Raw genomic sequence first — 24,161 nt, forward strand, 5'->3', positions numbered from 1 at the left:
GCTCACGGACGCCGCCCGGTCCACCAACGCCGCCGTCGTCCTCGTCACGCACGAGGCCCGGGTGGCCGCCTACTCGGACCGCGAGATCGTCGTACGCGACGGCAAGTCCCGGGACATGGAGCGGGCCGTATGAGTGCCCGGCGGTGGGCCAGGGACCTGGCCATGGGGGTGCGGTTCGCCTTCGCCGGCGGGCGGGAGGGGTGGACCCGGGCCCTGCTGACGGCCGTGGGTGTCGGGCTCGGGGTGGCGTTGCTGCTGCTGACCACGGCGATACCCAACGCCCTGTCCGCGCGGGACAAGCGCAGCACCGCCCGGGACGACTTCACATACAGCGGGAAGGTGCTGCCGAAGAAGGCCGACACGCTGATCATCGGCAGGGCCGACACGACGTTCCGCAGTACGGATGTGCGGGGTCGGCTGCTGGAGCCCGAGGGCGTGAAGGCGCCGCTGCCACCGGGCGTCGCGAAGTTCCCGGGCAAGGGCGAGATGGTCGTCTCGCCCGCGCTGCAGGAGCTGCTGAAGTCCGGTTCCGGCAAGCTGCTGCGCGAACGGCTGCCCTATCGCGTCGTCGGCACGATCGGACACTCCGGGGTCATCGGGCCCGCCGAACTCGCCTACTACGCGGGGGCGACCGGGCTGGAGAGCCGTCTGTCGAGCGGCTCCGTCGAGCGGATCAGCTACTTCGGGCCCTCCCCCGGGCACCAGCAGGACGGGCTCGACCCGATCCTGCTCCTGCTCATCATGATCATCTTCGTGGTGCTGCTGCTGCCCGTCGGCGTGTTCATCGCGGCCGCCGTGCGCTTCGGCGGCGAGCGGCGCGATCGTCGGCTGGCGGCGCTCAGGCTGGTCGGGGCGGACGGCCGGATGGCGCGCCGGGTCGCGGGCGGCGAGGCACTCGCGGGGGCGCTGCTCGGGCTCGCCCTCGGCACCCTCTTCTTCCTGGCCGGACGGCAGTCGGCGGGGCTGCTGGTGGTGCGGGACATCAGTGTGTTCCCCAGCGACCTCAACCCGTCGCGCCTGCTCGTCGCGCTCGTCGCCGTCGCCGTACCGGCCGCGGCCGTCCTGGTGACGCTGTTCGCACTGCGCGGGGTCGTCATCGAACCGCTCGGCGTGGTCCGTACGGCCAAGCCGCCGCGCCGCCGGCTGTGGTGGCGACTGCTGCTGCCGCTGGGCGGTCTCGCGCTGCTGTACCCGATGATCGGGCAGGGCAACACCCACGGGAACTTCAACGAGTGGATGGTGATCAGCGGCACCGTGCTGCTGCTGATCGGTGTCACCGCGCTGCTGCCGTGGATCGTCGAGGCCACGGTGGCCCGGCTGAACTCCGGCTCGGTCTCCTGGCAACTGGCCGTCCGCAGACTGCAGTTGAGCAGCGGTTCGGCCGCCCGCATGGTCAACGGCATCGCGGTCGCGGTGGCCGGGGCGATCGCCCTGCAGATGCTGTTCGCGGGCGTTGAGCACGACTACGTCAAGGCCACCGCCAGCGATCTGCGCCGGGCCCAGCTCCAGGTCGATGTACAGGGCAGTGTCGCCCCGGACCAGGTCCGCGGGCAGCTCGCGCACACGAAGGGCGTACGCAGTGCGCTGGGCCTGGCCACGGGCTCGGCCGGGAACAAGGCGAAGGACCCGGAGCACTCGACGGAGGTCGCCGTCGGCAGCTGCAGGGAACTGCGCGAGGTGGCGCAGCTTCCGTCCTGCCGGGAAGGCGACGTCTTCCAGATCCTCGGCACCGGGTACGACGACGACACCAGGAAGCTCGCCAGGCCGGGCACCACCCTCTGGTTCGACGGCGGGACCGAGACCCGCACCACGGCCTGGAAGATGCCCGCCGGGATCAAGACGGCCTCCCAGCGCGAGGACCCGACCGGCTACGAGCGCGGCGGCCTGCTGTTCGCCTCGGGCGCGCTGCCCGCGGCGACGGTGGCCGGACTGAGCCAGAAGGTGTTCGTCGCGCTGGATCCCTCGGTGCCGGACGCCCGCGAGTACGCGCGCAACACCGCCGCGCGGCTGGATCCGCTGGCGGACGTGTACGCCCTGACGGCCGGCAAGGTGGACCTGCAGTTCCGCGCCATCCGCAACGGCCTGTTCGTGGGGGCGACCTGCGTCCTGCTGCTGATCGGCGCGAGCCTGCTGGTCTCTCAGCTGGAGCAGCTGCGGGAGCGCAAGAAGCTGCTGTCCTCGCTGGTGGCCTTCGGCACCCGGCGCCGCACGCTGAGCCTGTCGGTGCTGTGGCAGACGGCGATCCCGATCGCGCTGGGCCTGCTGCTGGCGTCGGTGGTCGGGCTCACGCTGGGCGCGGTGCTGCTGCGGATGACCGGCGAGACGGTGACCGTGGACTGGGCGAGCGTGCTGTCGATGACGGCCATCGGCGCGGGTGTCGTACTCGCCGTGACCCTGCTCAGCCTGCCCCCGCTGCTGCGGCTGATGCGCCCGGACGGGCTGCGCACCGAGTAGCCGGCCCAGGGCCCCTCCCCGACGCGGGGAGGGGCCCTGTCCGTTCACAGGCCGTACTCCCGCACCACCCGCCGTACCTGTGCGAACAGCATCCCCACATTGACCGACTTGCGGCAGACGACGACGGCGACGACGTCCTGCTGCTCGTTCATGCGCACGAACAGGTGTGTGAGGTTCTCGCTGTTGACCAGGATCTCCTGGAAGAAGTGGTTGTCGCTCTGGACCCCGCGGCGCTCCTTGAAGACGTCCTCGATCATCACGACCGTGCGTCCCTGGAACAGGTCGAGGGTCGCGCCGGCCAGCAGGTCGAGGACCTCCGGCGGGTGGTTGTCGACGGTCTCGTACGACAGCAGCATGCCGGTGGACATGTCGACGACGCCCGAGGCGACACAGTCGGGGGCGTCGGTGCGGAGGGACTTGACCAGGCCCATCACCTGGTCGGAGAAACCTGGGGTCATACGCTTCGTCGCCATCCCTTCAGACTCCTTCTGCGGTCTTGTTCTGGTGCATGAGGATCGAGCCGATGCGGTCCAGGGCGGGCTGAGTCACCCGGTGCAGGCGGTCGACGTCCATGCCCTCGTCGCCCAGCACGACCATCAGGGCGGTGTCGCCGACGGCGTAGAAGGCGGCGCAGCCGTGGCTGCCGTACGTCACGGTCCGGCGCAGCGTGCCGCGGGCGGTCGCCTGGGCCGTGCGGCGGGCGAGGCCGAGGCCGGCCGCGGCGAGGGCGGCAAGGCCTTCCGGATCGATGGAGTCGGCGGTGTCGGCGGCGATCAGCAGTCCGTCGGCCGCGGCGACCGCGGTGTCGGTGATCCCGGCCACCTGCTCCCTGAGGCCGCGCATTTCGAGCGCCAGAGCTTCGTGATCCATATGCTCAACTCCCCTGTTTCTCTTCGCATTTCTGGTGTTTGGCGGCTGCTCGGCTGATTCATTTCGGGGTTCCGTTCCGCAGGCGGAAGAAGCCGCCCGGTCTGCGCCGGGGCAGGTCGACGGGAGTCGGCGGTTGCGGTGGGGGTGGTGCGGGCGGTGGCGGGGTGCGGTGGCGAATGCCGTCGGGGGGTGCGCGCACCGGGATCGGCGCGGGCGCGGCGGAGCATTCCAGGAGGCCCTCGCCGAGCATCCGCGCGACCTCGACGGTGACGGTGTAGACGCCGCGGCCGACGCGGAAGGCCAGGTCGCGGGCGGTACGGCGGCCGTCGGCGTGCTCCAGCAGCGCGCGTTGCAGCGCGGTGTGCGGGCCGCCGGAGTGCGGGGCGGGGAGGGGCCGTTCGCGGTCGGGGTGGACGGGGCGGGGCAGGGCCGCGAGGGCGGCGAGTTTGCGGGCCGCGTCCTCCAGGAGCCGGGCGGGCGGCTCGCCCACGGCGACCGGAGCGGGCGGTTCGGCGCCGTACTCGGCGCGCTCGCAGCCGTCGACGCGGCCCGCGAGGATCGCGAACGCCGCGTCCTGCAGCGCCATCACGCACACCACCCTGAGCTGGGCGGCACCGGCGTATCCGTGGGCGATCAGACCGGCGGCCGGCCAGCGTGCGCCCCCGGCCTGCCGGACCAGCGCGGCCCACTGCTCGCCGTCGACCCGCCCGGACCGCAGCAGCAGCGTCTCGGGGCCCGGCGCCCCGGGCGACTCGGCGGCGACGACGAGCCCGTCCCGGAGGTGCAGGGCGCCGCCGGGTGCCCCGGACACGCGCAGGACACCGGTCCACTCTTCCCGCCCACAGGCGGCGAGGGCCCGCGTCAGCAGGTCGTAGCCCGGCATCACGCGGGAAGGTGTATCAGTCCGAACGCATATTCCGGGTGCAGATTTCCGAGCTGTCTTCAGGTGACGGAAGTTGAGCCGGGGGCTCGTTCAAATCGCTTTGTTCGGTGCGCATTTGATCGAGCGGTGCGCTCGTTTCAGGCGCCGTCAGCGGGGGCCACGCCCCCGGGCCCCCCTTCGGCCTGAACGGCCTCGTCCTCGAACTCCCCCAGAGGGGGTGCCCCCAGACGGGCTGGTGGTTGCTGATCGGCAGGGAGAAGTCCAGCGGAGTACGCCCTCAAGTACCCCACCACCGTGTTCGTCACCGCCACCAGCGGTACGGCGACCACCGCGCCGCCGATTCCGGCCACCATGCCGCCCGCCGCGACCGACAGGACCACCGCGAGGGGGTGGACGCGTACCGCGCGGCCGAGGATGAAGGGCTGCAGGATGTGGCCCTCGATCTGCTGGACCGCGAGGACCACCAGGAGCGTCATCACGGCCGTGAACACGCCCTGGGTGACCAGTGCGACGACCACCGCCAGCGCACCGGAGGCCACCGCGCCGACCAGCGGGATGAAGGAGAACAGGAAGATGAACACGGCCAGCGGGACGGCCATGGGGACGTTGAGGAAGTAGATGCCCAGGCCGATGAAGATGGCGTCGATCAGGGCCACCAGCACCGTGCCGCGCACATAGGCGGTCAGCGTGCGCCAGGCCCGCGGGCCCGCGCCCGCGACACCGGGGCGGGCCGCCGCCGGCACCAGCTTCAGCGTCCACTCCCAGATGCGCCGGCCGTCGTAGAGGAGGAAGAGGGTCGAGAAGAAGGTCAGCAGGATGCCGGTGAGTGCCTCGACGACGACCTGGACGCCTTCCAGACCGAAGGACGTGATCTGGTCGGTGTTCGCGCCGACCGCCTCGCGCAGGTTCTTGGCGATCTGGTTGATCTGCTTGTCGGTGACGTGGAAGGGGCTCTTCAGCAGCCAGTTGCGCAGGTCGTCGATGCCGTTCTGGATCTGGTTGGAGAGGTTGTCGATGTTCTCCATGATCTGCCAGGTCACGAACCAGCCCAGCAGCCCCATCACGACGAAGCCGAGGATCGCGGTGAGGGCGGTGGCGGGACCGCGCGGCACGCCGTGGCTCTTGAGGCGGGCCACCGTCGGTTGCAGCAGCGCCGTGATGAGCAGGGCGACGACGAAGGCGAAGACGACGAGTTGGACGGCGCTGATGATCCGCATCAGCACCCAGACGGTGCCCGCGAGCACCAGCAGCCGCCAGCCGGCCTCGGCGGCGACGCGCACGCTCCACGGCACGGCCTGCACGGGGTCGGGGCGTACGACGGGCGCGGGCGGCGCCTCGGTCGCGTGGTCCGGGGGCGGCGGGGCCTCCGCGGCGGCCCTGCGGGGCGGGCGCGGTGCGTCGTCCCCGGCGCTCTCCCGCTCCACCTCGGCGCGGCGCTCGTCCAACCGCTCACTCACCTCGGTCAGACCGGCACCGATGCGGCCGAGCCACCCTGGCACTCGCGACATGATCCGTCCTCTTCCCCCGCGTCCCCGGGTGCTCCACACCACTCCCCCCTGGAGTCGTCGCATCGACCGTACAGGGCAACAGCCCCTCCCCCTATGACGGGGAGGGGCTGTCGAAGGTTGAGAGGCGAGACCGCGGGTCTCGGCGGCTCCGCGCCGGGCCTAGTACCAGTGGTTCGCGGCCCAGAAGGACTGCGCCTCGCACGGGCTGCCGTAGCGGCTGTTCATGTAGTTCAGGCCCCACTTGATCTGCGTGGCCGGGTTGGTCTGCCAGTCGGAGCCGGCCGTGGAGTACTTCGAGGCGGGCAGCGCCTGGAAGAGGCCGTAGGCGCCGGAGGAGGCGTTGACCGCGTGATAGTTCCAGCTGGACTCGTGGTCCACTATGTAGCTGAAGCACTGGAACTGGTTGCCGGGCACCATCTGCCGTGCCATCGCCTGGATCTCGGCGATGGAGTACGAGCTCTGGATCGGGAAGTCGCCGGCGCTGCGGCTGGCCTTCTCCTTGGCGTCGGCGCGGTCCTTGGCCTCCTGGGCAGCCTTCTCCGCCGCAGCCTTCTTGGCGATGGCCGTGTCGGCGGCAGCCTTGCGGGCGGCCTCCTCGGCGTCCTTCTTGGCGCTCGCGTCGGCCTGGATGGCCTGGGCGTCGGCCTGCTGCGTCAGGGAGGCGGTCTGGACCTGGGCCTGCTGGCCCGCGGGTATGTCCGCCAGGAGCGTCGCGTCGCTTGCCGTCGCCTCGGCGTCGTTGGGCTGGGCGGTGCTGCCCGAGGCAACTCCGACAACGCTTCCGACGGCGGTGACCGCGGTGGCCGAGGCCACTGCGAATCCCCGGACCGAAATCCGGCTCACACGGTTTCCTTCCAGCATCGCCCGCTTCGGTGACCCTGGCGGACGCAATCGTGCCCCTGACTCTGGCCTCCCAACTACGGGGTCACGGGAGGCGCGGGCCCGGTGGGCAACTCCCGCGAGGGGAGCGCCGCGTGGTGCTCGGGCGGCATACGACGACGCTGTGGAGTTAGCTGTGGTGCTCGTGTGGTGCCGTACCGCTGGGGGTACAGGTGTGTCGTATGCGGGGCCTGACAGGAGTGAGACTCTGCCGTAACCGGACGCCGGGTGGCAATTCTGAGTTGCGTGTGAAAGCTCACATCCCGTTTGACCCCAGGGATTTTGAGAAACCGCAACACGCGAAGGCGCCGCCCCACTAGGCTCACAGCCTTTGCGGGACGGCGCCAACTGACCTGGAACTACCTCAGACTTGGCGGTCTGCCTCAGATCTGCCCGTCTTCGAGCATTTCGGTCACAAGCGCCGCGATCTGGGACCTCTCGGACCTGGTCAGCGTCACATGCGCGAAGAGCGGATGCCCCTTCAGCTTCTCGACCACGGCGACGACACCGTCGTAGCGACCGACGCGCAGATTGTCCCGCTGTGCCACGTCATGGGTGAGAACCACCCGCGAATTGGCGCCGATTCGGGACAGAACGGTCAGCAGTACATTCCGTTCCAGTGACTGCGCCTCGTCCACGATCACGAAGGCGTCGTGCAACGAGCGTCCGCGGATGTGGGTGAGCGGAAGGACCTCCAGCATTCCGCGTGCGGTGACCTCCTCGATGACCTCGCGGCTGGTGACCGCGGACAGCGTGTCGAAGACCGCCTGCGCCCAGGGGCTCATCTTCTCGGCCTCGGAGCCGGGGAGATAGCCGAGTTCCTGCCCGCCGACCGCGTACAGCGGCCGGAAGACCATCACCTTCTGGTGCTGACGCCGCTCCAGCACCGCCTCCAGTCCCGCGCACAGCGCGAGCGCCGACTTGCCGGTGCCGGCCCGGCCGCCCATGGAGACGATCCCGATGTCCGGGTCGAGGAGCAGATCCAGCGCGATCCGCTGCTCCGCGCTCCTGCCCTTGATGCCGAAGGCCTCCCGGTCGCCGCGCACCAGGCGGATGTTGCCCTCGGCGGTGACCCGGCCGAGCGCCTTGCCGCGCTCCGACTGGATGGTCAGCCCGGTGTGCACGGGCAGGTCGGACGCCTCGGGCACATACACGTGCCCTTCCTCGAAGAGGAGGTCCACCTGCTCGCCGGGCAGGGTCAGTTCGGACATTCCGGTCCAGCCGGAGGAGTCCGTGATGGCGAGTTCGGCGCGGTACTCCTCGGCGAGGAGACCGACGGACGAGGCCTTGATCCTGAGCGGCAGGTCCTTCGACACGACGGTGACGTCGAACCCCTCGGCCTGCAGATTGCGGGCGACCGCGAGGATGCGGGAGTCGTTGTCCCCCAGGCGGTAGCCGGTCGGCAGCACGCTGGGGTCCGAGTGATTGAGCTCGACACGTACGGTGCCGCCGAGTTCCCCGATCGGGATGGGGGCATCGAGGCGGCCGTGCCGGACCCGGAACTCGTCGAGCAGCCTGAGGGCCTGCCGGGCGAAGTAGCCGAGCTCGGGATGGTGCCGCTTGGCCTCCAGCTCCGTGACCACGACGATGGGGAGCACGACCTCGTGCTCGTCGAAGCGGCTCAGGGCGTTCGGGTCGGCCAGCAGGACGCTGGTGTCGAGAACATAGGTGCGCCGGTCTGGCTTGTGGCGCTTTGTGCTGGTCACCACGGAAGGACGTACCCCCTCGGATGAGGTCGGGGAGCGACGGAGTGGAGCTGGGCCGGTCGACGGCCGCGATGCACGGGCCGAAAACCGGCCCTCCGCCTGTTCTTCCGTGCTGGAACCGCACGGTCGGGCTGGTGCAAAGGGCCTCCCGGGCGGACGGCCCCGTGCCGCCCGCTGAGATCCGACACCCGTGGTTCGGGCATCGACCTGACTGGCTTATGCCCTCGAACATGCGTCACCATGCCGACGCATATGACGGCACCCTGGTGAACTCCTTGTTACGAGTGCCCCAAATCGGGGTACTCGCGCGCCCTTCGGAGGGGTACGGCGTGTCAGCCGCCGTAACGCCGGTGTCGCGCCGCGTAGTCACGCAGGGCGCGCAGGAAGTCGACCTTGCGGAAGGCCGGCCAGAAGACCTCGCAGAAGTAGTACTCGGAGTGCGCGGTCTGCCAGAGCATGAATCCGGACAACCTCTGCTCACCGCTGGTACGGATCACCAGGTCGGGATCGGGCTGGGCCCCGGTGTAGAGGTGACGGCCGATCATGTCGATGTCGACGGCCTCGGCGAGGTCCTCCATCGAGGTGCCCTTGTCCTGGGCGTCGAGGAGCATCGAGCGCACCGCGTCGGCGATCTCCTGGCGGCCGCCGTATCCGATGGCGACGTTGACCAGTATCCCGTCGATGCCGGCGGTGGCCTCCTCGGCCTCCTTCAGGGTGGTCTGCATCTGCGGCGGGAGCAGGTCGGGGGTGCCGACGTGGTGCACCCGCCAGCGGCCGTCGACGGCGAGGGTCTTCACGACGTCCTCGATGATCCCGAGGAGCGGGCCGAGCTCTTCCTGGGGCCGGTCGAAGTTGTCCGTCGACAGCAGCCAGAGGGTGACGACCTCGACGTCCGTCTCGCTGCACCAGCCGAGGAACTCCTCGATCTTCTCGGCACCGGCCCGGTGGCCGTGCTCGGTGGAGGAGCCCGCGGCCTTCGCCCAGCGTCGGTTGCCGTCCATGATGACGCCGATGTGCTTGGGCACCTGAGCGTGGTCCAGGTGGCCTTCCACCCGGCGTGCGTACAGCCTGACCAGCAGGCCGCGCAGCTTGTCGCGCAGGTTCACGTGATTGTCAGCCCCTCCGTACGGATCGGACAGGCGCGGCCCAGGAGTGTGGAGGGCGATCCTGTCCGTATGGCGGTCCCCGGAGGCGAAGCCTACCCCCGGCTCCACCACGGCTCTCCCAAGGGGTGGTGGGGCGCACAGAAAACGGGCCGGTCCGTGGGGGGGAGACGGACCGGCCCGAGGGGGGGTTTCCACCATAACCCTTTGTAAGTGCTGCTGGGTGCATCGGCGTGCCACAACTACTCTCCGAATTCGAACGACGACGCGCCGATGGCCATGGAGAGGCACTTTCACAGCGGACTCATGGCCGGATCACAGCGGATTTCCAGGGGAAACGTGCGGGAAGCGGAGTGATCCGGAGGGTTTGCCGGGTCTTGGGGCTTGTTCGGCGAGTTGTCCGGGCATCCCCCAGCCGGGTGAACCGGCCCGCGAACGCCGATTTGACGGGGATACGGCACCGCGCAGCCCCCTCCACCGCGCGGTGCCGCCGCGCAGCTTTGCTCACGCGAATTACCTTGGTCTGAACTTACGTGACCGATGGGACTGGAATCGACCCGCGGGGATAACGATGTGGAAACCACCCGCATCGGCACACCGGACGTCGATCTAGGACAGAAACTGTCCTCCTTGAGCCCTACCGTCGTCCCATGACCCTGAGGATCAGCTGGAACGAGGCGAGCGCGCGCCGACTGGAACGGCAGTTCCTGGCCAACCCTGCCGAGCCGGGCACGGCGGTCGCCGATGTGGTCGACGCGATGCTCGCCGCGCATGCGCAGGTGCTGTCCGCGGCCGAGGTGTCGGTGGGGGTGCGGACGGCCGGGACGACCCGGGCAGCGGTGCGCGCCGCGCTGTGGGACGAGCGGACGCTGGTGAAGACGCACGGCCCGCGCGGGACCGTACATCTGCTGCCCGCGCGCGACCTGCCCCTGTGGTGCTCGGCCTTGCCTGCCGTACCGTCCACCGCCGGCCCGTTCGCACCGGGTGTACGGGTCACCGAGGAGCAGGCGCGGCAGATCGTGGTGGCGATCGGGGATGCCCTGGAAGGGGTCTCCCTGACCATCGACGAGCTGAGCGAGGAGGTCGTCGCGCGCACCGGTTCCTGGGCCGGCGACCGGGTGATGCCCGCGTTCCAGGACCTGTGGCCGCGCTGGCGGCAGGTGCTGCACCGGGCCGGCCAGTCAGGCGCCCTGTGCTTCGGGCCGAACCGCGGCCGCAAGGTGACGTACACCCGCCCGCCGCACTTCACCCCGCTGCCGGCGGACGAGGCGGTGCGCGAGCTGGTACTCCGCTACCTGCGCGCATACGGCCCGGCGACCCCGCAGAACTTCGCCAAGTGGCTGGCGGCGCCCGGCGGTTGGGCCGCCAGACTGTTCGGCACTCTCGCCGGGGTGGGAGAGATCGAGGAGGTCGTCTTCGAAGGGGCGAGGGGCTGCTGGGTCGTGGCGGGCGACACGGAGTTCCCGGAGGGGCGGCTGCCCGGGGTCCGTCTGCTGCCGTACTTCGACGCGTACGGCATCGCCGCGCAGCCTCGGGAGCTGCTGTTCCCGGGGGCCGCCCACGAACGCGCGCTGGCGGGCGGCCAGGCGGGCAACTATCCGGTGCTGCTGGTGGACGGCGTGGTGGCGGGGGTGTGGCACCAGCGCCGCCGGGGACGTCGTACGACCGTCACGGTGGAGCCGCTCGGACGGCTGACGGCGCGGCAGGAGCGGGAGCTGGGCGAGCAGGTGGAGCGGGTCGGCGAAGTGCTGGAGGCGGAGGCGGAGTTGGTGATCGGGGAGGTGACGGCGGGAGCGCACGCATAGGGCTCACCGGTGGTGCGGCTTGCGGGCCTCGAAGAGGTGGCGGGTCCTGTGCGCGACGAACGGGCCCTCGGCCTCGATCCGTTCGTGCAGGGCGCGGAGCCGGTCCTGGTACGCCTCGACCGTGAAGTCCGGGACCATCCAGACCACCTTGCGGAGGAAGTGGACGACGGCCGCGATGTCGTGGAACTCGATGCGGAGCCGTTCGGCGCGCAGGTCGACGACCTCCAGGCCGGCGACTTCGGCGCCGGCGCGCTCGTGGTCGGGGTGGCGGGTGCTGCGGGATGCGTCGGGCTGGGGGCCGAGGAAGTACTCGACGAGTTCGAAGACGCTGTTCGGGCCGACGTGCTGGGCGAAGTAGGTGCCGCCGGGCTCCAGGACGCGGGCGATCTCCGTCCAGTGCGGGGTCACCGGGTGCCGGCTGCTGACGAGGTCGAAGGCGCCGTCCGCGAAGGGGAGCGGGGCGTTCTCGGGCACGGCGACGACCACGGTGCCGTGGGGGCGGAGCAGGGCGGTGGCCTTGGCGGCGTTCGGCGGCCAGCCCTCGGTCGCGGCGGTGAGCGCCGGTGCCTTTTCGGCCCGGCCGAGGGCGAAGTGCAGGACCTCGCCTCCGCCGGTCTGGATGTCCAGGGCGGCCTTCGCCCCGGCGAGGCGGTCCGCCAGGGAGACGGCGTAGCCCCAGGAGGGCCGCTGCTCCGTGGCGCGGCCCTGGAACCAGGAGAAGTCCCAGCCTTCGGTGGGTTGGGCTGCGCCTTCGGCGAGGAGGGTCTCGAAGGGGCGGGGTTCCCTGCGGGGCATGGGGTCCGTTCTCTCAGAGGTCGTCTGCGGCTCCGTCGTGGCTGGTCGCGCCCACGCGGCGGTGCCGCAATTCGATGCAGCCCCGCGCCCTGAAGGGGCGCTCTTCACGGGATCAGCGGTCGGACCTCTTGCGCTGCGAAGCGTACGAAGCCCTCGGGGTCCGGCTCGTCGCCCGTTGGTTGCAGGATCACCCTGTCGGCGCCTGCGTCCGCCAGTCGTTGTACGGCCTTGGCCACAGCGGTGGCGTCTCCTGCGACCCCGAGGTCGGGGACGGAGTCGAGGCCCTCGTCGGTGAGTTCGGCGTGGAGTCGGGCGGCGGCGTCCGGGCCGGTGGCGGTGAGGAGGTAGACGACCACCTGGTGCGGGTCGGTGCGACCGGCGGACTCCCGGCCCTCGTCGATGAGCCGACGGGCCCGCCGTACGCCGTCGGCCGTGGTCGACGCGGTGAGGATCGTGCCGTCTGCCGCCTCCCCGGCCAGCCGCAGCGAACGCGGCCCGGTGGCGCCGGCCAGCACGGGCACGGGCCCGGCGGGCGGCCAGTCGAGCGCGACGTCGTCGAGCCGGACGTAGCGCCCCTCGGTCGTCACCCGCTCACCGCCGAGCAGGGCCCGCAGCGCGACCAGGTGCTCCCGGAGCAGTGTGACGGGCGACTCGACCCGCGCCCCGACCTGCCCCATCCAGTCCTGCACCCCGTGCCCGACGGCGACGACCGGGCGCCCCGGGAACATCCGGTGCAGCGCGGCGGTCTCCATGGCGGTGATGGCGACGTTGCGCAGCGGAACGGGCAGCAGCCCGACGCCCACCCGCAGCCGCTCCGTCCAGGCCAGGGCGGCAGCGGCGGTGGAGATCCCGCCCTCCCGGAAGCAGTCCTCCCAGAGCCAGAGCTCCTCGAGGCCGCTCTCGTCCGCGAGGCGGGCGACGTCCCTGAGGCGCTCGGGAGGCAGTTGGGGTCGGAACACGGCACCGAGTCCAGTCATGCGTTCTTCCTATCCGGGCGGGAACGAACGGGACAACTCCTTTATGCACCGCTGCCTTTGGTGTGCGGTGCGCGCCGTCAGGCCGCCGCGACCGCACCCAGCAGCAGCCCTGTGAACGCCCCACCGATCATGAACGGGCCGAGCGGAATGGCCGACTTGCGGCCCGCGCGGCGTGCGAGAACCATCCCGAAGCCGTACACCGAGCCGTAGACAAGGCCCGCGAAGGCGCCCGCCACGAGGATCTGCCAGCCGTACCAGCCGAGGGCCGTGCCCAGGGCGAGGGCGAGTTTCACGTCGCCGAAGCCCATGCCGGACGGGTGGACGAGGAAGAGGACGAGGTAGACGGCGCCCAGGGTCGGGCCGCCGAGGAGGGCCGTGGGCCAGGATCCCGTGGCGGAGGGGAGGGCGGCGGCGACACCCAGGAGGGCGGCGGCCATGGCGGCCAGCGGCAGCGTCAGGACGTCGGGGAGGCGGTGGACACGGTGGTCGACGAGGGTCAGCAGGACCGCCACGGGGGTGAGGAACACCCAGACCGCCGTCTCGGGGTGGGGACCGGCCGCGGCGGCAAGGGCCGTACAGGCGAGGGCGGTTGCCGTGGAGACGGCCACCGTGCTCGGGCCGTACGGACCGCACAGCCCTGTCCCCTGTGCCCCTTCGGTCTGCCGGCAGGCCGCCCTGCCCAGCCAGCCGGAGAAGGTGCCCGTGATCCGGTGGCCTGCGGGGCAGCGGTCGCGCCACGGTTGATCCGGGTCGACCGAGAGGCGGTGGGCGGCGCGGGGCAGGAGCAGGCCCGCTCCCGCGCCCCACAGGGCCGCCACGAGGGTGAGGAGTGTGCGCACGGCGGGACCCTATGCCCGGCGCGGGCCGGGTGGCACGGGTCCCCGGGCCCATGGGGGACCCACTGCGGTGGGGAACGGATACCTTCGGTTCCAGGCAGCGGACGACGGCGGTGGGAGGGGGCCTCGGGGTGGGGCGGCAGTGGGCGGACGGGCCGGGGAAGTTGATCGTGCGTACGGGAGGTGGCGGGGCGGACGCTGTCACCGTTCCGCTGGAGATCGCCGGCTCCTACCGCGCCCGTACGAAAGGGCTGTTGGGGCGGGACTCGGTCGACGGGGCGATGCTGCTCTCCCCCGCCAACAGCGTGCACACGTTCCGGATGCGGATGCCCATCGACGTCGCCTACCTCGACCGCGGGCTGACCGTCATCGCCGTGGTCACCATGAAGCCCTGGCGGCTGGGGCTGCCCCGGCTCCGTTCGCGGCATGTGCTGGAGTCGGAGGCCGGGGCGATGGCGGGGTGGGGGGTCAGGGTGGGGGCCCGGGTGGAGGTGAGGGTCGACGGCTGAGGGGCCTGCGGTTCCCGGGCTGTTCCGCTAGAGACGTGTCGCGGTGCGGACGAGGCCCGCGACGGCCCGGGAGCGGCTGTGCGGGGGCCAGGCGATGACCGTCGTGACCGCCGGCGCGTCCAGCACCGGCACGGCGACGACGTCGTCGCGCAGCTGGGCCCGGCTCGACTCCGGCGCGATCCAGCAGGCGCGGCCGAGCGCGATCAGCTGGTACAACTGCGCATGGTCCCGGGCCTGCGGACCCGGGCCGTCGGGGTATGTGCCGTCCCGGCCGGGCCAGCGCGGCATCGGCAGGTCCGGCAACTCGCTGACGTCGGCCATCTGCACATGGGGCCGGCCGGCGAGGGGGTGCCCGGCCGGCAGGATCACGACCTGTCGTTCCGTGCGGAGCTCTTCGGTGTCCAGCCCTGCCGTCGCGTCGAACGGCAGATGCAGCAGAGCCACGTCGGCGCGGCCGTCGCGCAGCAGTCGTTCCTGCTCGCCGATTCCGCACAGGAGCACCTCGACGGGGGCCGCATCGGGCTCGGCGGCGTAGGTGTCGAGCAGTTTCGCCAGCAGTTCGCTGGACGCGCCGGCCTTCGAGGCAAGGACCACGCCGGTCTGGCCGCCCGCGGCGAGGGCGGCGCGGCGGGTGCGACGCTCGGCGGCCTCGACCGCGTCCAGCGCCGCGCGGGCCTCCCGCAGGAGCACCGACCCGGCCTCGGTCAGGGCGACCGTGCGGCTGGTGCGTTCCAGCAGGACCGCCCCGAGGCGTCGTTCGAGTTGGCTGATCGTCCGCGACAGCGGGGGCTGTGCGATCCCGAGCCGCTGTGCGGCCCTGCCGAAGTGCAGCTCCTCGGCGACGGCGACGAAGTACCGCAGCTCACGTGTCTCCACGCCGCCAGAGTACCGACCGGGACCGGGATCGATACCCCTGCGGTATCGCTGCCCACCCGATCGGTGTTGGCCTGCTCCCACCGTGCCCGGACAGGATTGACCGCATGAGCGAACAGACGATCGCGCTGGTGACCGGCGCGAACAAGGGAATCGGTTACGAGATCGCGGCCGGGCTCGGCGCCCTCGGCTGGCGGGTCGGGGTCGCCGCCCGGAACGAGGAGCGGTGCGAGGCCGCCGTGGCGAAGCTGCATGCGGGCGGCGTGGACGCGTTCGGCGTGCCGCTCGACGTCACCGACGACGCGAGCGTGGCCGCCGCCGCCGAGTCGCTGCGGGACCGCGCCGGACGCCTCGACGTGCTCGTCAACAACGCCGGGATCACCGGCGGCATGCCGCAGACGCCCACCACGGTCGACCTCGACACGGTGCGGGCGGCCGTGGAGACCAACGTGATCGGCGTCATCCGCGTCACCAACGCGCTGCTGCCCTTGCTGCGCCGGTCGGCCTCGCCTCGGATCGTGAACATGTCCAGCAGCGTCGGCTCCCTCACCCGGCAGAGCACTCCCGGCACCGAAACCGGCCCGATCGCCGTTGCCTACGCCCCCTCGAAGACCTTCCTCAACGCCGTCACCGTCCAGTACGCCAGGGAGCTGCGCGACACGAACATCCTGATCAACGCCGCCTGCCCCGGCTACTGCGCCACCGACCTCAACGGCTTCCGCGGCGTCCGCACCCCGCAACAGGGCGCGGCGATCGCCCTCCGCCTGGCGACCCTGCCGGACGACGGGCCGACGGGCGGGTTCTTCGAGGATGCGGGGGAGGTGCCGTGGTGACCCGGGTTCGATGAGACCGACGGGCGGCAGCGGCCTCGGGGCGGTCGCATGGGGCCGGGGGGTATCCACAGCAGAGCGCCGTCCTTGCCGACCTGCTCCTCAGCTCTCCGATCGCGGGAACGTGACCTCCACCCGTCGGTTCTTCCTGCGGCCCGCCTCCGTCGAGTTGTCCGCGATCGGGTACTGCTCGCCGTAGCCGCGCACCTCGAAGGTGATGTTGGGGTCGTGCAGTTCCTGGTCCAGGACGTCCTGTACGGCGTTGGCGCGTTGCCGGGAGAGGACGTCGCCGTGGGCCGCCGAGCCCAGGTTGTCCGTGAAGCCGAAGACGCGGACCTTTGTCGCGTTCTGCTTCTTGATCTCGTCCGCGATCGCCGCGATACGCGCCTTCGCCTCGTCGCTCAGCTTGGCGCTGTCCTTGCTGAACAGGACCTCGGCCTGGAGGGCGAACTTGACGTCGGAGTTGGTGTCCTCGCGGCGTTCGTCACCGCTCTGGTCCTCCACGACGGACTTGATGTCCAGGACCTTGGGGGCGGCGAGGGTGGCGCCCTCCGGGAGTTTGAGGTCGGGGTCGTTGGGGTCCACCTTGACCGGGGCCGAGGCCGATGGTTCGGTGCCGGGCGGCACGCTGGGGGTGTCGTCCGCGTGGGCCGTCACGGTGCCGATGAGGTTGGTGGCGACCATGAGGGAGGCGGCGGTGAGGGCGAGAGCGAGGCGGGGTGCCCCTGTTCGCGGTGAGGTGTCCGTCATCGCGTGCCTCATCCGGAGATCGTGATCGTGCCGCTGGAGAACGTCGGCAGTTGGAAGGTCACTTCGGCGGTACTGGTCGGCGGCGAGGGAAACTGCATGAACACAGCCAAGCTCTCGCCGGCCTTGATCAGCGAGAAGCCCGTCGTGGTCAGGGGGCGGCCCTCCGTGTCGCGCAGCACGTAGTAGCGCTTCTTTCCCTTCGAGTCGACGAGCGTGGCACCGCCGAGAGATCTGCCGTTCCTCGTGATCTCCGTTTCATTGCCGCTCAACGCAGAAGGAATCACCACGCTCTTTGGACCATCGTTCTTCAGATTGGCGTTCACGGTGACGAAGCCACCCGAATCTCGCTGAGCTGAGGTGATCTGCAAAAGCAGTCCGTCCGAGCCTTTCAACTCGGCCAGAGGAGTGTCCGACTGGCCTTGCTGAGCACTCGGCTCGGATCCACTGCTCTTGGAGGCGGACGCCGACGTGCCCGGCTTCTTGTCGTCGCCGCCACCGCTGCCGCAACCGGCCACCCCAATGGCCAGACCGGTCGCAACGGCCAACGCGACCATCCCCCTACAGGCCTTCGCAGTGAACCGAATGCTCATGACTCCGCTTCCTTCATCACTCGTCGTTCGCTTGTCAGTCGGCCAGATGGACGGAGAAGAGGTCCTCGGGACCCGGCAGGCCGGCGGGATCATCCGGGTTCAGGTCCCAGATCCGGTTGCCCTTGCAGGTGAGCTTCGGCAGTGGGTTGCCCCGGGTATCGCCGCCGGGGAGCTCACAGAGCGGCTCGATCACAGCCTTGGCTGACGCATTCGCATGTCGGCTCTCCGTACCGGGGACGATGGAGTTGCCGACGGACTTGTTCGTCTCGACTGCGACGGTGTAGCTCAGATCCAACAGCTGGGGGACGCAACGCCCGTCGAGCACATGTGAGTCGTTCTGCTCTGCGAGCTGGTAGGCACGCCAGCACCCGTTGAGTTGCGCCGCGTTGCCGTCAAGGATGTCCTGCCACTTCGTGGGGTCGCGTACGACGTCCAACCACTGTCCTGCGAGCTTGTCCCGGGTGTCCTGCGCCGCCGCGAGAGCCGCCGCGTCGGCTGCTGTCTGGGCACTGTTCCGGGTCGCGGCGGCTTGGCCGACCGCAAGATACGCGAACGCGAGAAAGAGCAGACCCGCCACCACCGTGATGTAGATGGGGAAGGCCTGCCCTGCATCGTTGTACTTGCGGGGCCGCATCAACCACCAGTGACTTGGGCAATCTTGGCGGTGATGGCATCGAAAATCGTCTGACCGATGTCCGTCCCCGTGATCGCCAACACGATCGCCACCACCACCGCGATGATCCCCAGGTACTCCACCGCCGTCTGCCCCTTGTCGTTGCGGGCGGTGCGGGTCTGCAGGTACGCGACAGTGGTGTTGATCCAGTTGCTCATGGTGTTCCCCTCCGGGTCGGATCTCCGTGCCGCTCTCGGCACGAGAACCGTACGGTGCAACACCCCTCCCGCTGAAGGGCCCCAGGGCCCAATCAAGGGCCCAGAGCATGGCCCGGCCACGATCTCGCGGCTTCCCGTTCCCCCCTGCCGTCACCTCTGGTCACCCCACCCCTCGGCCCGAGCCGGGCGCGGTGCCGAGCCATTTGGCGGCTGCTTCGGCGCGGCTGGTGCTGTGGAGTTTCGCGAAGATGCGGTTGATGTGGTTCTTGACCGTCTTCTCGCTGATGAAGCAGGCGGCGGCGATCTGCTGGTTGTTCATGCCGGACGCGATGAGGTCCATGATCTCCGCCTCCCTCGTGCTCAGTTGGAACCTTGCCCTGTCGGGAGCAGCCACCGGACGGCCACTCGACCACCCAGACGACGACTGTCCCACATGCGGTTGCATCTGCGAAAGGTTTTTTGAAGAAATAGTGGAGGTCGAGGTGGTGGGTGCGCCCAAGTCTGCTGGCGGGAGGGGTTGTTGAGTAAGTGAAGGTGAATGCGCTGAGCTCTCATCTTCGTATGCAGTTGCACTACCCAGGCCTTCCGGAAGCGGAAGGCCTCCTTCACCCTGGCGCAGCTGCTCCAGCAACGCCCCCGCCGCCGTCGACGTGAAGTGGGCCCTGCCCTCCTTGATGTCCCATACCGCTGTGACCAGTTGGTCCGCGGTGAACTCGCCGTGGACCAGGTAGCCGCCGGCGCCACGGCGCAGGGCCTCCTGGACGATCTCCGATTCCCTGCTGTACGTGAGCATCACGACCGGGGCGATCCGCACCAGGTACGGGAGCGCCGAGATGCCGTCGACGCCGGGCATGCGGACGTCCAGGAGGATGACGTCGGGGTGGTGCCGACGGGCCGCTTCGTAGGCCTGGCGGCCGTCTGCCGCTTCCGCCACCACGGTGATGTCGGCGCGGCCGGAGAGGAGCGCCGTCAGGCCCGCGCGGACGACCGGGTTGTCGTCCGCCACCACGACTTTGAGCGGCGCGGGCGCCGGGGCTGCTGAGAACGGGCTGTCGGGGGGCTGCGGTTGTGGACCTGAGGGGGGAGTCGTGGGGTCCGGCATCGGGCGGCCTCCTCTCGGGAGGGGGGAAGGACGGGGGGTGGGCGCGATGTCTACGTCGTCACCGCCGCCAGCGGGAGTTCCAGGCAGACCTCCGTGCCCTTGGAGTGGGCGCCCCGGCCGATGCTGATGCGGGCGCCCACCGATGCCGCGCGTTCGACCATGCCGACCAGGCCGAAGTGGCCTGCGCGGCGGAGTTGTTCGAGGGTGATGCCGGAGGGCAGACCGCGGCCGTCGTCGTGGACGCTGATGCGGAGGAGGCCGCCGTGGACGCCTGCGTGCACGTCCACCCGGGTCGCGGCCGCGTGCCGGTGGGCGTTCTCCATCGCCTCGGAGACGATGGTGAGGAGTTGCCGGGCCACGGCCGGTGGGACGGGTGGCACGGGGTCGTCGCCCGTCACGCGGTAGGCCGCCGGGACGCCGGTGCGGGCGGTGAAGTCCCCGGTGCGGGCGGACAGTTCGGACAGGACGTCGGTCGCGTGGTCCGGGTCGGATTCGCGGCGCAGATCGGCCAAAAGCTCGCGGGACTCGGCGGCGGCCCGGCGGGCCGAGCGGGCGACCAGTTCGGCCTGTTGTTTGACCAGCTTCGGGTCGAGGTGAGGGCTGCCCGCCGAGCCTGCCAGACCGTCCGCGGCGAGGGCCACACCATGGAGGGTCTTGGCCACGGAGTCGTGCATCTCCCTTGCCAACCGGGCCCGTTCGGCGCTGACCGCCTCCGTGACCGCCAGCCGGGCCTGCATCGTGGTCAGGGCCTGCGTTGCGGCGCCGAAGCGGAACATGAGGTTGCGCAGGGCCGAGCCGACCGCGCCCGCGATCACGCACAGGCCGGGCAGGAGCAGGGTCTCCGCGGGACGGCCGGAGTGCAGGTCCCTCGCCGCCGCGTGCACGAAGAAGAGGATCAGGGACTGCAGCGACGCGAAGACCGCGGCGCCTCGCCAGCCGTAGACGATGCCGGCCAGGAGCGGGGTGCAGACGCTGACGTAGGCGAGGGGGGTGTCCGGGCCCGCGGAGATCAGGAGCAGGGAGCCGAAGAGCATGTCCACGGCGAGGAGCGTGGGGTGCCGCAGGAGCAGGGGGCCGAAGCGCTCCCAGTCCCTGAAGAGGACGTACGAGCCCATGAAGGTGGCCACGACCGCCGCGCCCACGAGGCGGGTGGCCAGGCCCGGCGCCGCGTGCAGGAGGGCGGCGGGGGCGGCCAGCGCGATCATGGCGAGGCGGAAGCCGAAGACCTGGCGGCACATGGCCTGGAGGGCGTTGATCTGGAGGGGGATCGTGGGGGGTGTGCGGCTCTCGTCGTCCGGTGCGGGTGGTCCCGTCGGCGACACCACAGCTGCCGCCACGGGTGCAGGCGCCCCAGGCTCCGGCGGCCACGCCCGGCCTCGGGGATCCGGCTGCGCCGGGAGCGCCGGCAGCGGTGCGTCCGCCCGTTCCCATCCCGGGGGCAGCTGCGGTGTGGCCGACGTCGCCGGGATGTCGTGGGCGCCCGTGCGGGCGTGGGGCGGCAGGACGGTGCCCGTCGGCGGGGTCGTGATCTCCGGGGTCTTCGGGCGTCGTCGTAGCAGCCGCGTGCGTGCCTCGCGGCCCGCGCGTTCCTCTGTCGTCGCCATCGTCCTCCTCACCCCGTCCCTACTTGCCCGTGAGAGAGCCGAAGTCGGTGCCGGAGCCGAGGATCAGGCCGGCGCCGAGGAGGATCATCGTGGCCGGGACCATGAAGGTGGTGATCATCATGGTGGCCTTGGGGACCGCGCGGGCCGCCTTGCGGCGGGCGTTCTGCGCGTCCGTGCGCCGCATGTCCTTCGCGAGAGCCACAAGGGTGTCGACGATGGGGGCGCCCAGTTCCTCACCCTGCTGCAGCGCCGTCACGAACATCGCGACCTGTTCGGAGTCGTTGCGGCGGCGCAGCTCCGCGAAGGCCTGGCGGCGGCTCATGCCGAGGTCCATCTGGCGGAGCGTGATGCGCAGTTCGTCCGCCCAGGGGCCCTCGTACTTCGAGGCCACCCGGTCCAGGGCCTGGCGGAAGCCGAGGCCCGCGCTCACCACGACCGCGAGCACGTCGAGGAAGTCCGGCAGGGTGCGCTCGATGACGTCCTTGCGGACGCGGATCGCCGACCAGATGCCGACCTCCGTCCAGAACGCGCCGAAGGCGAACAGGACCACGGCCAGGATGAGGTTGCCCTTCATCAGGAACACCAGTCCGCCCACGCCGCCCAGGAAGCCGTAGACCGCGCGGCGGGCCGCATAGCGGTCGATGGTCAGGCCGCCGGGGTTGCCCGCGAGGTCGATCTTGCGGCGGTACCTGGCGACCAGCTTCGGGCCCATCAGGCGCAGGACCGCGGGCGCGTACCGCATGCCGAGGCGGTCGATGAGCGAGTCGACCGCGCCGGTGCGGGTCGAGCCCACCTCCAGGGCGAGCACCAGGTCGCCGGGCAGCTTGGCGTCCGCGCGGTACATGCGGATGCCGGCGAAGATGCCCGCGACGCCGAGGCCCATCACCAGTGCCAGCAGAAGTCCCATGGCCGTCCTCCCTCCAGAGTTCTCAAAACGCCCGGCGTCTCAGACGTCGATGCGGGACAGGCGGCGGATGAGGATGAAGCCGACCGCGTAGAGCGCGAAGGCGATGATCACCGCGGCCTGGCCGACGGGCGAGCCCGTCATACGGTCCAGGGCGCCGTGCTTGACGCCGTTCATGAGGAACAGGGAGCCCACGCCGAGCACGGGGACGGCGTACGAGGTCATGTTGACCTGGGAGAGCTGGGTGCGGACCTCGCGCCGCGTCTCCTTGCGTTCCTCCAGGGTGTCCGTGAGGTTGCGCAGGGCCGTGACCACCTGTCCGCCCGCCCGGTTCGACAGCACCAGCGTCGTCACCAGGACGACCAGCTCGCGTGACGGCAGCCGCTCGGCCAGTTCGCCCAGTGCGTCGTCCATGGAGGCGCCGAGTGCCAGCTGGTTGGCGACCTTGGCGAGTTCCTCCCCGGCCGGTGCCTCCAGTTCCTCCGCCGCCATCCCGATCGCGGTGCGCAGGGCCAGTCCGGCCTGGGTGGCGTTGGCCATGATCCGGGCCAGCTCGGGCAGTTGGTTGATGAACTTCTCGATCCGCTTCTGCCGCTGCCAGTTCAGGAACTGCAGCGCCACCCCGATGCCCAGCAGACCGGCCAGCGGTCCGAAGAAGGGCGCGAGGGACGCCTGGCCGATGAGCCACAGTCCCGCCACCGTCGCCAGCATGTAGACGAAGAACTCGCCCGGAGTGATGTCCAGGCCCGTTGCCACCAGCCGCAGTTCCAGCTTCTTGCCGAGCTTCGTACGGCGCAGGCGGCGGTCCAGGTTGCGGAAGCGCCGGCGGCGGCCGCCCGCCGGTAGCTGGCCGGCGGCCGAGAGGCGGTCGACGAGTGCCTGGCGCTGGGCCTTGCCGGTGGCGTAGGAGTGCAGGCCCAGGACCGCCAGGACGCAGGTCAGCAGGGTGATGCCGGTGGTGAGCAGGACTAGGGTGTGCAGATCCATCGGACGGTTCCTACCTGGCTTCTCGGATGGCGAGCTGTGCTACGGACTCGGCGACGCCGAACGCCTGGGGAACAGGCTGGCTCGCCATGTAGAGGCGGTCCGCGGTGCGGCGTGGCAGCGGGAAGTACTCGAAGGCGCCGTAGATGCGGCCGTCGGCGGCCATCGGCCGGGCGTTGAAGCGGGCCACCGTCGCCAGGCGGTACGGCTCGCTGCCGTGGCTGTCGAGGATCGCGATCTCGGTGATGCGGCGGGCGCCGTCGGCGAAGCGGGTGAGCTGGATGATCACGTCGATGGCGCTGTTGATCTGGTCGTGCAGCGCCTCGAAGGGGACCTCGACCTCGGACATCGATGCCAGGGTCTTCAGTCGCATCAGCGCGTCCTCCGCGCTGTTCGCGTGCACCGTGGCCAGGGATCCGTCGTGGCCCGTCGACATCGCCTGGAGCATGTCGAGGGACTCGCCGCCGCGGACCTCACCGACGACGATGCGGTCGGGGCGCATACGGAGGGAGTTGCGCACCAGGTCGCGGATGGTGACCTGGCCCTTGCCCTCGACGTTCGGGGGGCGGGACTCCAGCCGTATCACATGGCTCTGCTGCAGCTGGAGTTCCGCCGAGTCCTCGATGGTGATGATGCGCTCGGTCTCGGGGATCAGCCCGGACAGCGCGTTCAGCAGCGTCGTCTTGCCCGTGCCCGTCGCGCCCGACACGATCACGTTGGACTTCGCCTGCACCAGCCCCGCCAGCAGATACAGGATGGGCTCGTCCAGCGAGCCGAAGCCGATCATCTCCTGGAGCGTGAAGGAGCGCGGGAAGCGGCGGATGGTGAGGGTGGCGCCCGTGAGGGACAGCGGCGGGATGATCACGTTGACGCGCTCGCCGGACGGGAGGCGGGCGTCGACCATGGGGTTCGACTCGTCCACGCGCCTGTTGACCGTGGAGACGATCCGCTCGATCGTCTGCATCAGCTGGTCGTGGGAAGGGAAGCGCAGGGGCAACTGCTCCACCCGGCCGCCTCGTTCGACGAAGATCGCGTCCGGGCCGTTCACCATGATCTCCGTGATCGAGGCGTCCTCGAGCAGCGGCTCAAGGATGCCGAGGCCCAGGGCCTCGTCCACCACCCTGCGGATCAGCTGCGAACGCTCGACCGTGGACAGCACCGGGCCCTCGCGGCTGATGATGTGCCCGAGCACCCGCTCCAGGCGGGCGCGGCGCTCGGCCGCGGCCAGCGCGCTCATCTCCGCGAGGTCGATCTCCTCCAGGAGCTTGGCCCGGTAGGAGGCGACCAGGTGGCCGTCCTCGCCCCGGTGGCCGTTCTCCTCGGGGGTGTTGATGCGTGCGCGCAGGCTCATCGTCGGTGCTCCTTGTT

General features: G+C 70.7%; 24 protein-coding genes and 1 pseudogene. 5 read left to right on the forward strand and 20 right to left on the reverse strand.

The window, feature by feature from the left end:
• Window positions 1-133, forward strand: a pseudogene (locus ABD355_RS31985) (ABC transporter ATP-binding protein); the annotation flags it as partial.
• The gene (locus ABD355_RS31990) at window positions 130-2,454 is read left to right on the forward strand and encodes an ABC transporter permease (RefSeq protein WP_344404346.1); all 2,325 of its coding nucleotides are present in this window, start codon (window positions 130-132) and stop codon (window positions 2,452-2,454) included. The pseudogene ABD355_RS31985 and the gene ABD355_RS31990, both read left to right, overlap by 4 nt.
• Before the next feature lie 44 nt (window positions 2,455-2,498).
• Here ABD355_RS31990 and ABD355_RS31995 read toward each other — a convergent pair whose 3' ends face one another.
• The 7 genes from ABD355_RS31995 to ABD355_RS32025 all read right to left on the reverse strand — a co-directional run bounded on the left by ABD355_RS31995 (window position 2,499) and on the right by ABD355_RS32025 (window position 9,406).
• Window positions 2,499-2,927 carry a hypothetical protein gene (locus tag ABD355_RS31995; protein ID WP_344404347.1) on the reverse strand — a complete coding sequence of 143 codons (429 nt, stop codon included), beginning with the start codon at window positions 2,925-2,927 and terminating at the stop codon, window positions 2,499-2,501.
• Between the two features lie 4 nt (window positions 2,928-2,931).
• Complete coding sequence (locus ABD355_RS32000; RefSeq protein ID WP_344404348.1) at window positions 2,932-3,324, reverse strand: roadblock/LC7 domain-containing protein; 393 nt, start codon at window positions 3,322-3,324, stop codon at window positions 2,932-2,934.
• A 58-nt stretch (window positions 3,325-3,382) separates the two neighbouring features.
• On the reverse strand, window positions 3,383-4,207 hold the full coding sequence (locus tag ABD355_RS32005) for a MarR family transcriptional regulator (protein WP_344404349.1): 825 nt from the start codon (window positions 4,205-4,207) through the stop codon (window positions 3,383-3,385).
• 137 nt (window positions 4,208-4,344) lie between these two features.
• On the reverse strand, window positions 4,345-5,715 hold the full coding sequence (locus tag ABD355_RS32010; protein ID WP_344404350.1) for an AI-2E family transporter: 1,371 nt from the start codon (window positions 5,713-5,715) through the stop codon (window positions 4,345-4,347).
• 159 nt (window positions 5,716-5,874) lie between these two features.
• Window positions 5,875-6,558, reverse strand: a complete 684-nt coding sequence (locus tag ABD355_RS32015; protein ID WP_344404351.1) for an aggregation-promoting factor C-terminal-like domain-containing protein — start codon at window positions 6,556-6,558, stop codon at window positions 5,875-5,877.
• Between the two features lie 419 nt (window positions 6,559-6,977).
• On the reverse strand, window positions 6,978-8,303 hold the full coding sequence (gene phoH2 / locus ABD355_RS32020) for an RNA 5'-3' helicase PhoH2 (RefSeq protein WP_344404352.1): 1,326 nt from the start codon (window positions 8,301-8,303) through the stop codon (window positions 6,978-6,980).
• Between the two features lie 329 nt (window positions 8,304-8,632).
• Window positions 8,633-9,406: an isoprenyl transferase gene (locus ABD355_RS32025; RefSeq protein ID WP_344404353.1), complete on the reverse strand. Its 774-nt coding sequence runs from the start codon at window positions 9,404-9,406 to the stop codon at window positions 8,633-8,635.
• Window positions 9,407-10,053: 647 nt separating this feature from the next.
• Here ABD355_RS32025 and ABD355_RS32030 point away from each other — a divergent pair.
• Window positions 10,054-11,208 carry a winged helix DNA-binding domain-containing protein gene (locus ABD355_RS32030; protein WP_344404354.1) on the forward strand — a complete coding sequence of 385 codons (1,155 nt, stop codon included), beginning with the start codon at window positions 10,054-10,056 and terminating at the stop codon, window positions 11,206-11,208.
• A 3-nt stretch (window positions 11,209-11,211) separates the two neighbouring features.
• Here the strand turns inward: ABD355_RS32030 and ABD355_RS32035 are convergent, their stop codons facing one another.
• The 3 genes from ABD355_RS32035 to ABD355_RS32045 form a co-directional block, all read right to left on the reverse strand.
• Window positions 11,212-12,003 carry a methyltransferase domain-containing protein gene (locus ABD355_RS32035; RefSeq protein ID WP_344404355.1) on the reverse strand — a complete coding sequence of 264 codons (792 nt, stop codon included), beginning with the start codon at window positions 12,001-12,003 and terminating at the stop codon, window positions 11,212-11,214.
• 104 nt (window positions 12,004-12,107) lie between these two features.
• Window positions 12,108-12,980, reverse strand: coding sequence for an LLM class flavin-dependent oxidoreductase (locus ABD355_RS32040; RefSeq protein ID WP_344404356.1), 873 nt, complete (start codon window positions 12,978-12,980; stop codon window positions 12,108-12,110).
• Between the two features lie 77 nt (window positions 12,981-13,057).
• The gene (locus ABD355_RS32045) at window positions 13,058-13,819 is read right to left on the reverse strand and encodes a prepilin peptidase (RefSeq protein WP_344404358.1); all 762 of its coding nucleotides are present in this window, start codon (window positions 13,817-13,819) and stop codon (window positions 13,058-13,060) included.
• A 128-nt stretch (window positions 13,820-13,947) separates the two neighbouring features.
• Here ABD355_RS32045 and ABD355_RS32050 point away from each other — a divergent pair, with 128 nt between their 5' ends.
• On the forward strand, window positions 13,948-14,325 hold the full coding sequence (locus ABD355_RS32050) for a DUF192 domain-containing protein (RefSeq protein ID WP_344404359.1): 378 nt from the start codon (window positions 13,948-13,950) through the stop codon (window positions 14,323-14,325).
• Window positions 14,326-14,352: 27 nt separating this feature from the next.
• On the opposite strand, the gene ABD355_RS32055 is transcribed toward ABD355_RS32050, so the two are convergent.
• Window positions 14,353-15,201, reverse strand: coding sequence for a LysR family transcriptional regulator (locus ABD355_RS32055; protein WP_344404360.1), 849 nt, complete (start codon window positions 15,199-15,201; stop codon window positions 14,353-14,355).
• A 104-nt stretch (window positions 15,202-15,305) separates the two neighbouring features.
• On the opposite strand from ABD355_RS32055, the gene ABD355_RS32060 reads away from it, so the two are divergent.
• A complete protein-coding gene (locus ABD355_RS32060) occupies window positions 15,306-16,031 on the forward strand; it encodes an SDR family oxidoreductase (RefSeq protein WP_344404361.1) in 726 nt (241 codons plus the stop codon).
• Between the two features lie 99 nt (window positions 16,032-16,130).
• On the opposite strand, the gene ABD355_RS32065 is transcribed toward ABD355_RS32060, so the two are convergent.
• The 9 genes from ABD355_RS32065 to ABD355_RS32105 all read right to left on the reverse strand — a co-directional run bounded on the left by ABD355_RS32065 (window position 16,131) and on the right by ABD355_RS32105 (window position 24,144).
• A complete protein-coding gene (locus ABD355_RS32065) occupies window positions 16,131-16,778 on the reverse strand; it encodes an OmpA family protein (protein ID WP_425585820.1) in 648 nt (215 codons plus the stop codon).
• Window positions 16,779-16,786: 8 nt separating this feature from the next.
• Window positions 16,787-17,368, reverse strand: a complete 582-nt coding sequence (locus tag ABD355_RS32070; RefSeq protein ID WP_344404364.1) for a hypothetical protein — start codon at window positions 17,366-17,368, stop codon at window positions 16,787-16,789.
• Between the two features lie 34 nt (window positions 17,369-17,402).
• Entirely contained in the window at window positions 17,403-18,002 is a 600-nt protein-coding gene (locus tag ABD355_RS32075; RefSeq protein ID WP_344404365.1) for a pilus assembly protein TadG-related protein, read from the reverse strand.
• Window positions 18,002-18,199 (reverse strand): hypothetical protein, encoded by a 198-nt coding sequence (locus ABD355_RS32080; RefSeq protein ID WP_344404366.1) that lies wholly within the window; start codon window positions 18,197-18,199, stop codon window positions 18,002-18,004. The genes ABD355_RS32075 and ABD355_RS32080 overlap by 1 nt, the downstream gene beginning before the upstream one ends.
• 160 nt (window positions 18,200-18,359) lie before the next feature.
• Entirely contained in the window at window positions 18,360-19,301 is a 942-nt protein-coding gene (locus tag ABD355_RS32085; protein WP_344404367.1) for a response regulator, read from the reverse strand.
• 50 nt (window positions 19,302-19,351) lie between these two features.
• A complete protein-coding gene (locus ABD355_RS32090; protein ID WP_344404368.1) occupies window positions 19,352-20,905 on the reverse strand; it encodes a sensor histidine kinase in 1,554 nt (517 codons plus the stop codon).
• Between the two features lie 19 nt (window positions 20,906-20,924).
• Window positions 20,925-21,812: a DUF5936 domain-containing protein gene (locus ABD355_RS32095; protein ID WP_344404369.1), complete on the reverse strand. Its 888-nt coding sequence runs from the start codon at window positions 21,810-21,812 to the stop codon at window positions 20,925-20,927.
• 39 nt (window positions 21,813-21,851) lie between these two features.
• The gene (locus ABD355_RS32100; protein ID WP_344404370.1) at window positions 21,852-22,796 is read right to left on the reverse strand and encodes a type II secretion system F family protein; all 945 of its coding nucleotides are present in this window, start codon (window positions 22,794-22,796) and stop codon (window positions 21,852-21,854) included.
• 10 nt (window positions 22,797-22,806) lie between these two features.
• Window positions 22,807-24,144 carry a TadA family conjugal transfer-associated ATPase gene (locus ABD355_RS32105; protein WP_344404371.1) on the reverse strand — a complete coding sequence of 446 codons (1,338 nt, stop codon included), beginning with the start codon at window positions 24,142-24,144 and terminating at the stop codon, window positions 22,807-22,809.
• Window positions 24,145-24,161: the final 17 nt, after the last annotated feature.

The sequence above is a fragment of the Streptomyces longisporus genome (assembly GCF_039532765.1).
GTDB classification, from domain to species: Bacteria; Actinomycetota; Actinomycetes; order Streptomycetales; family Streptomycetaceae; genus Streptomyces; species Streptomyces longisporus.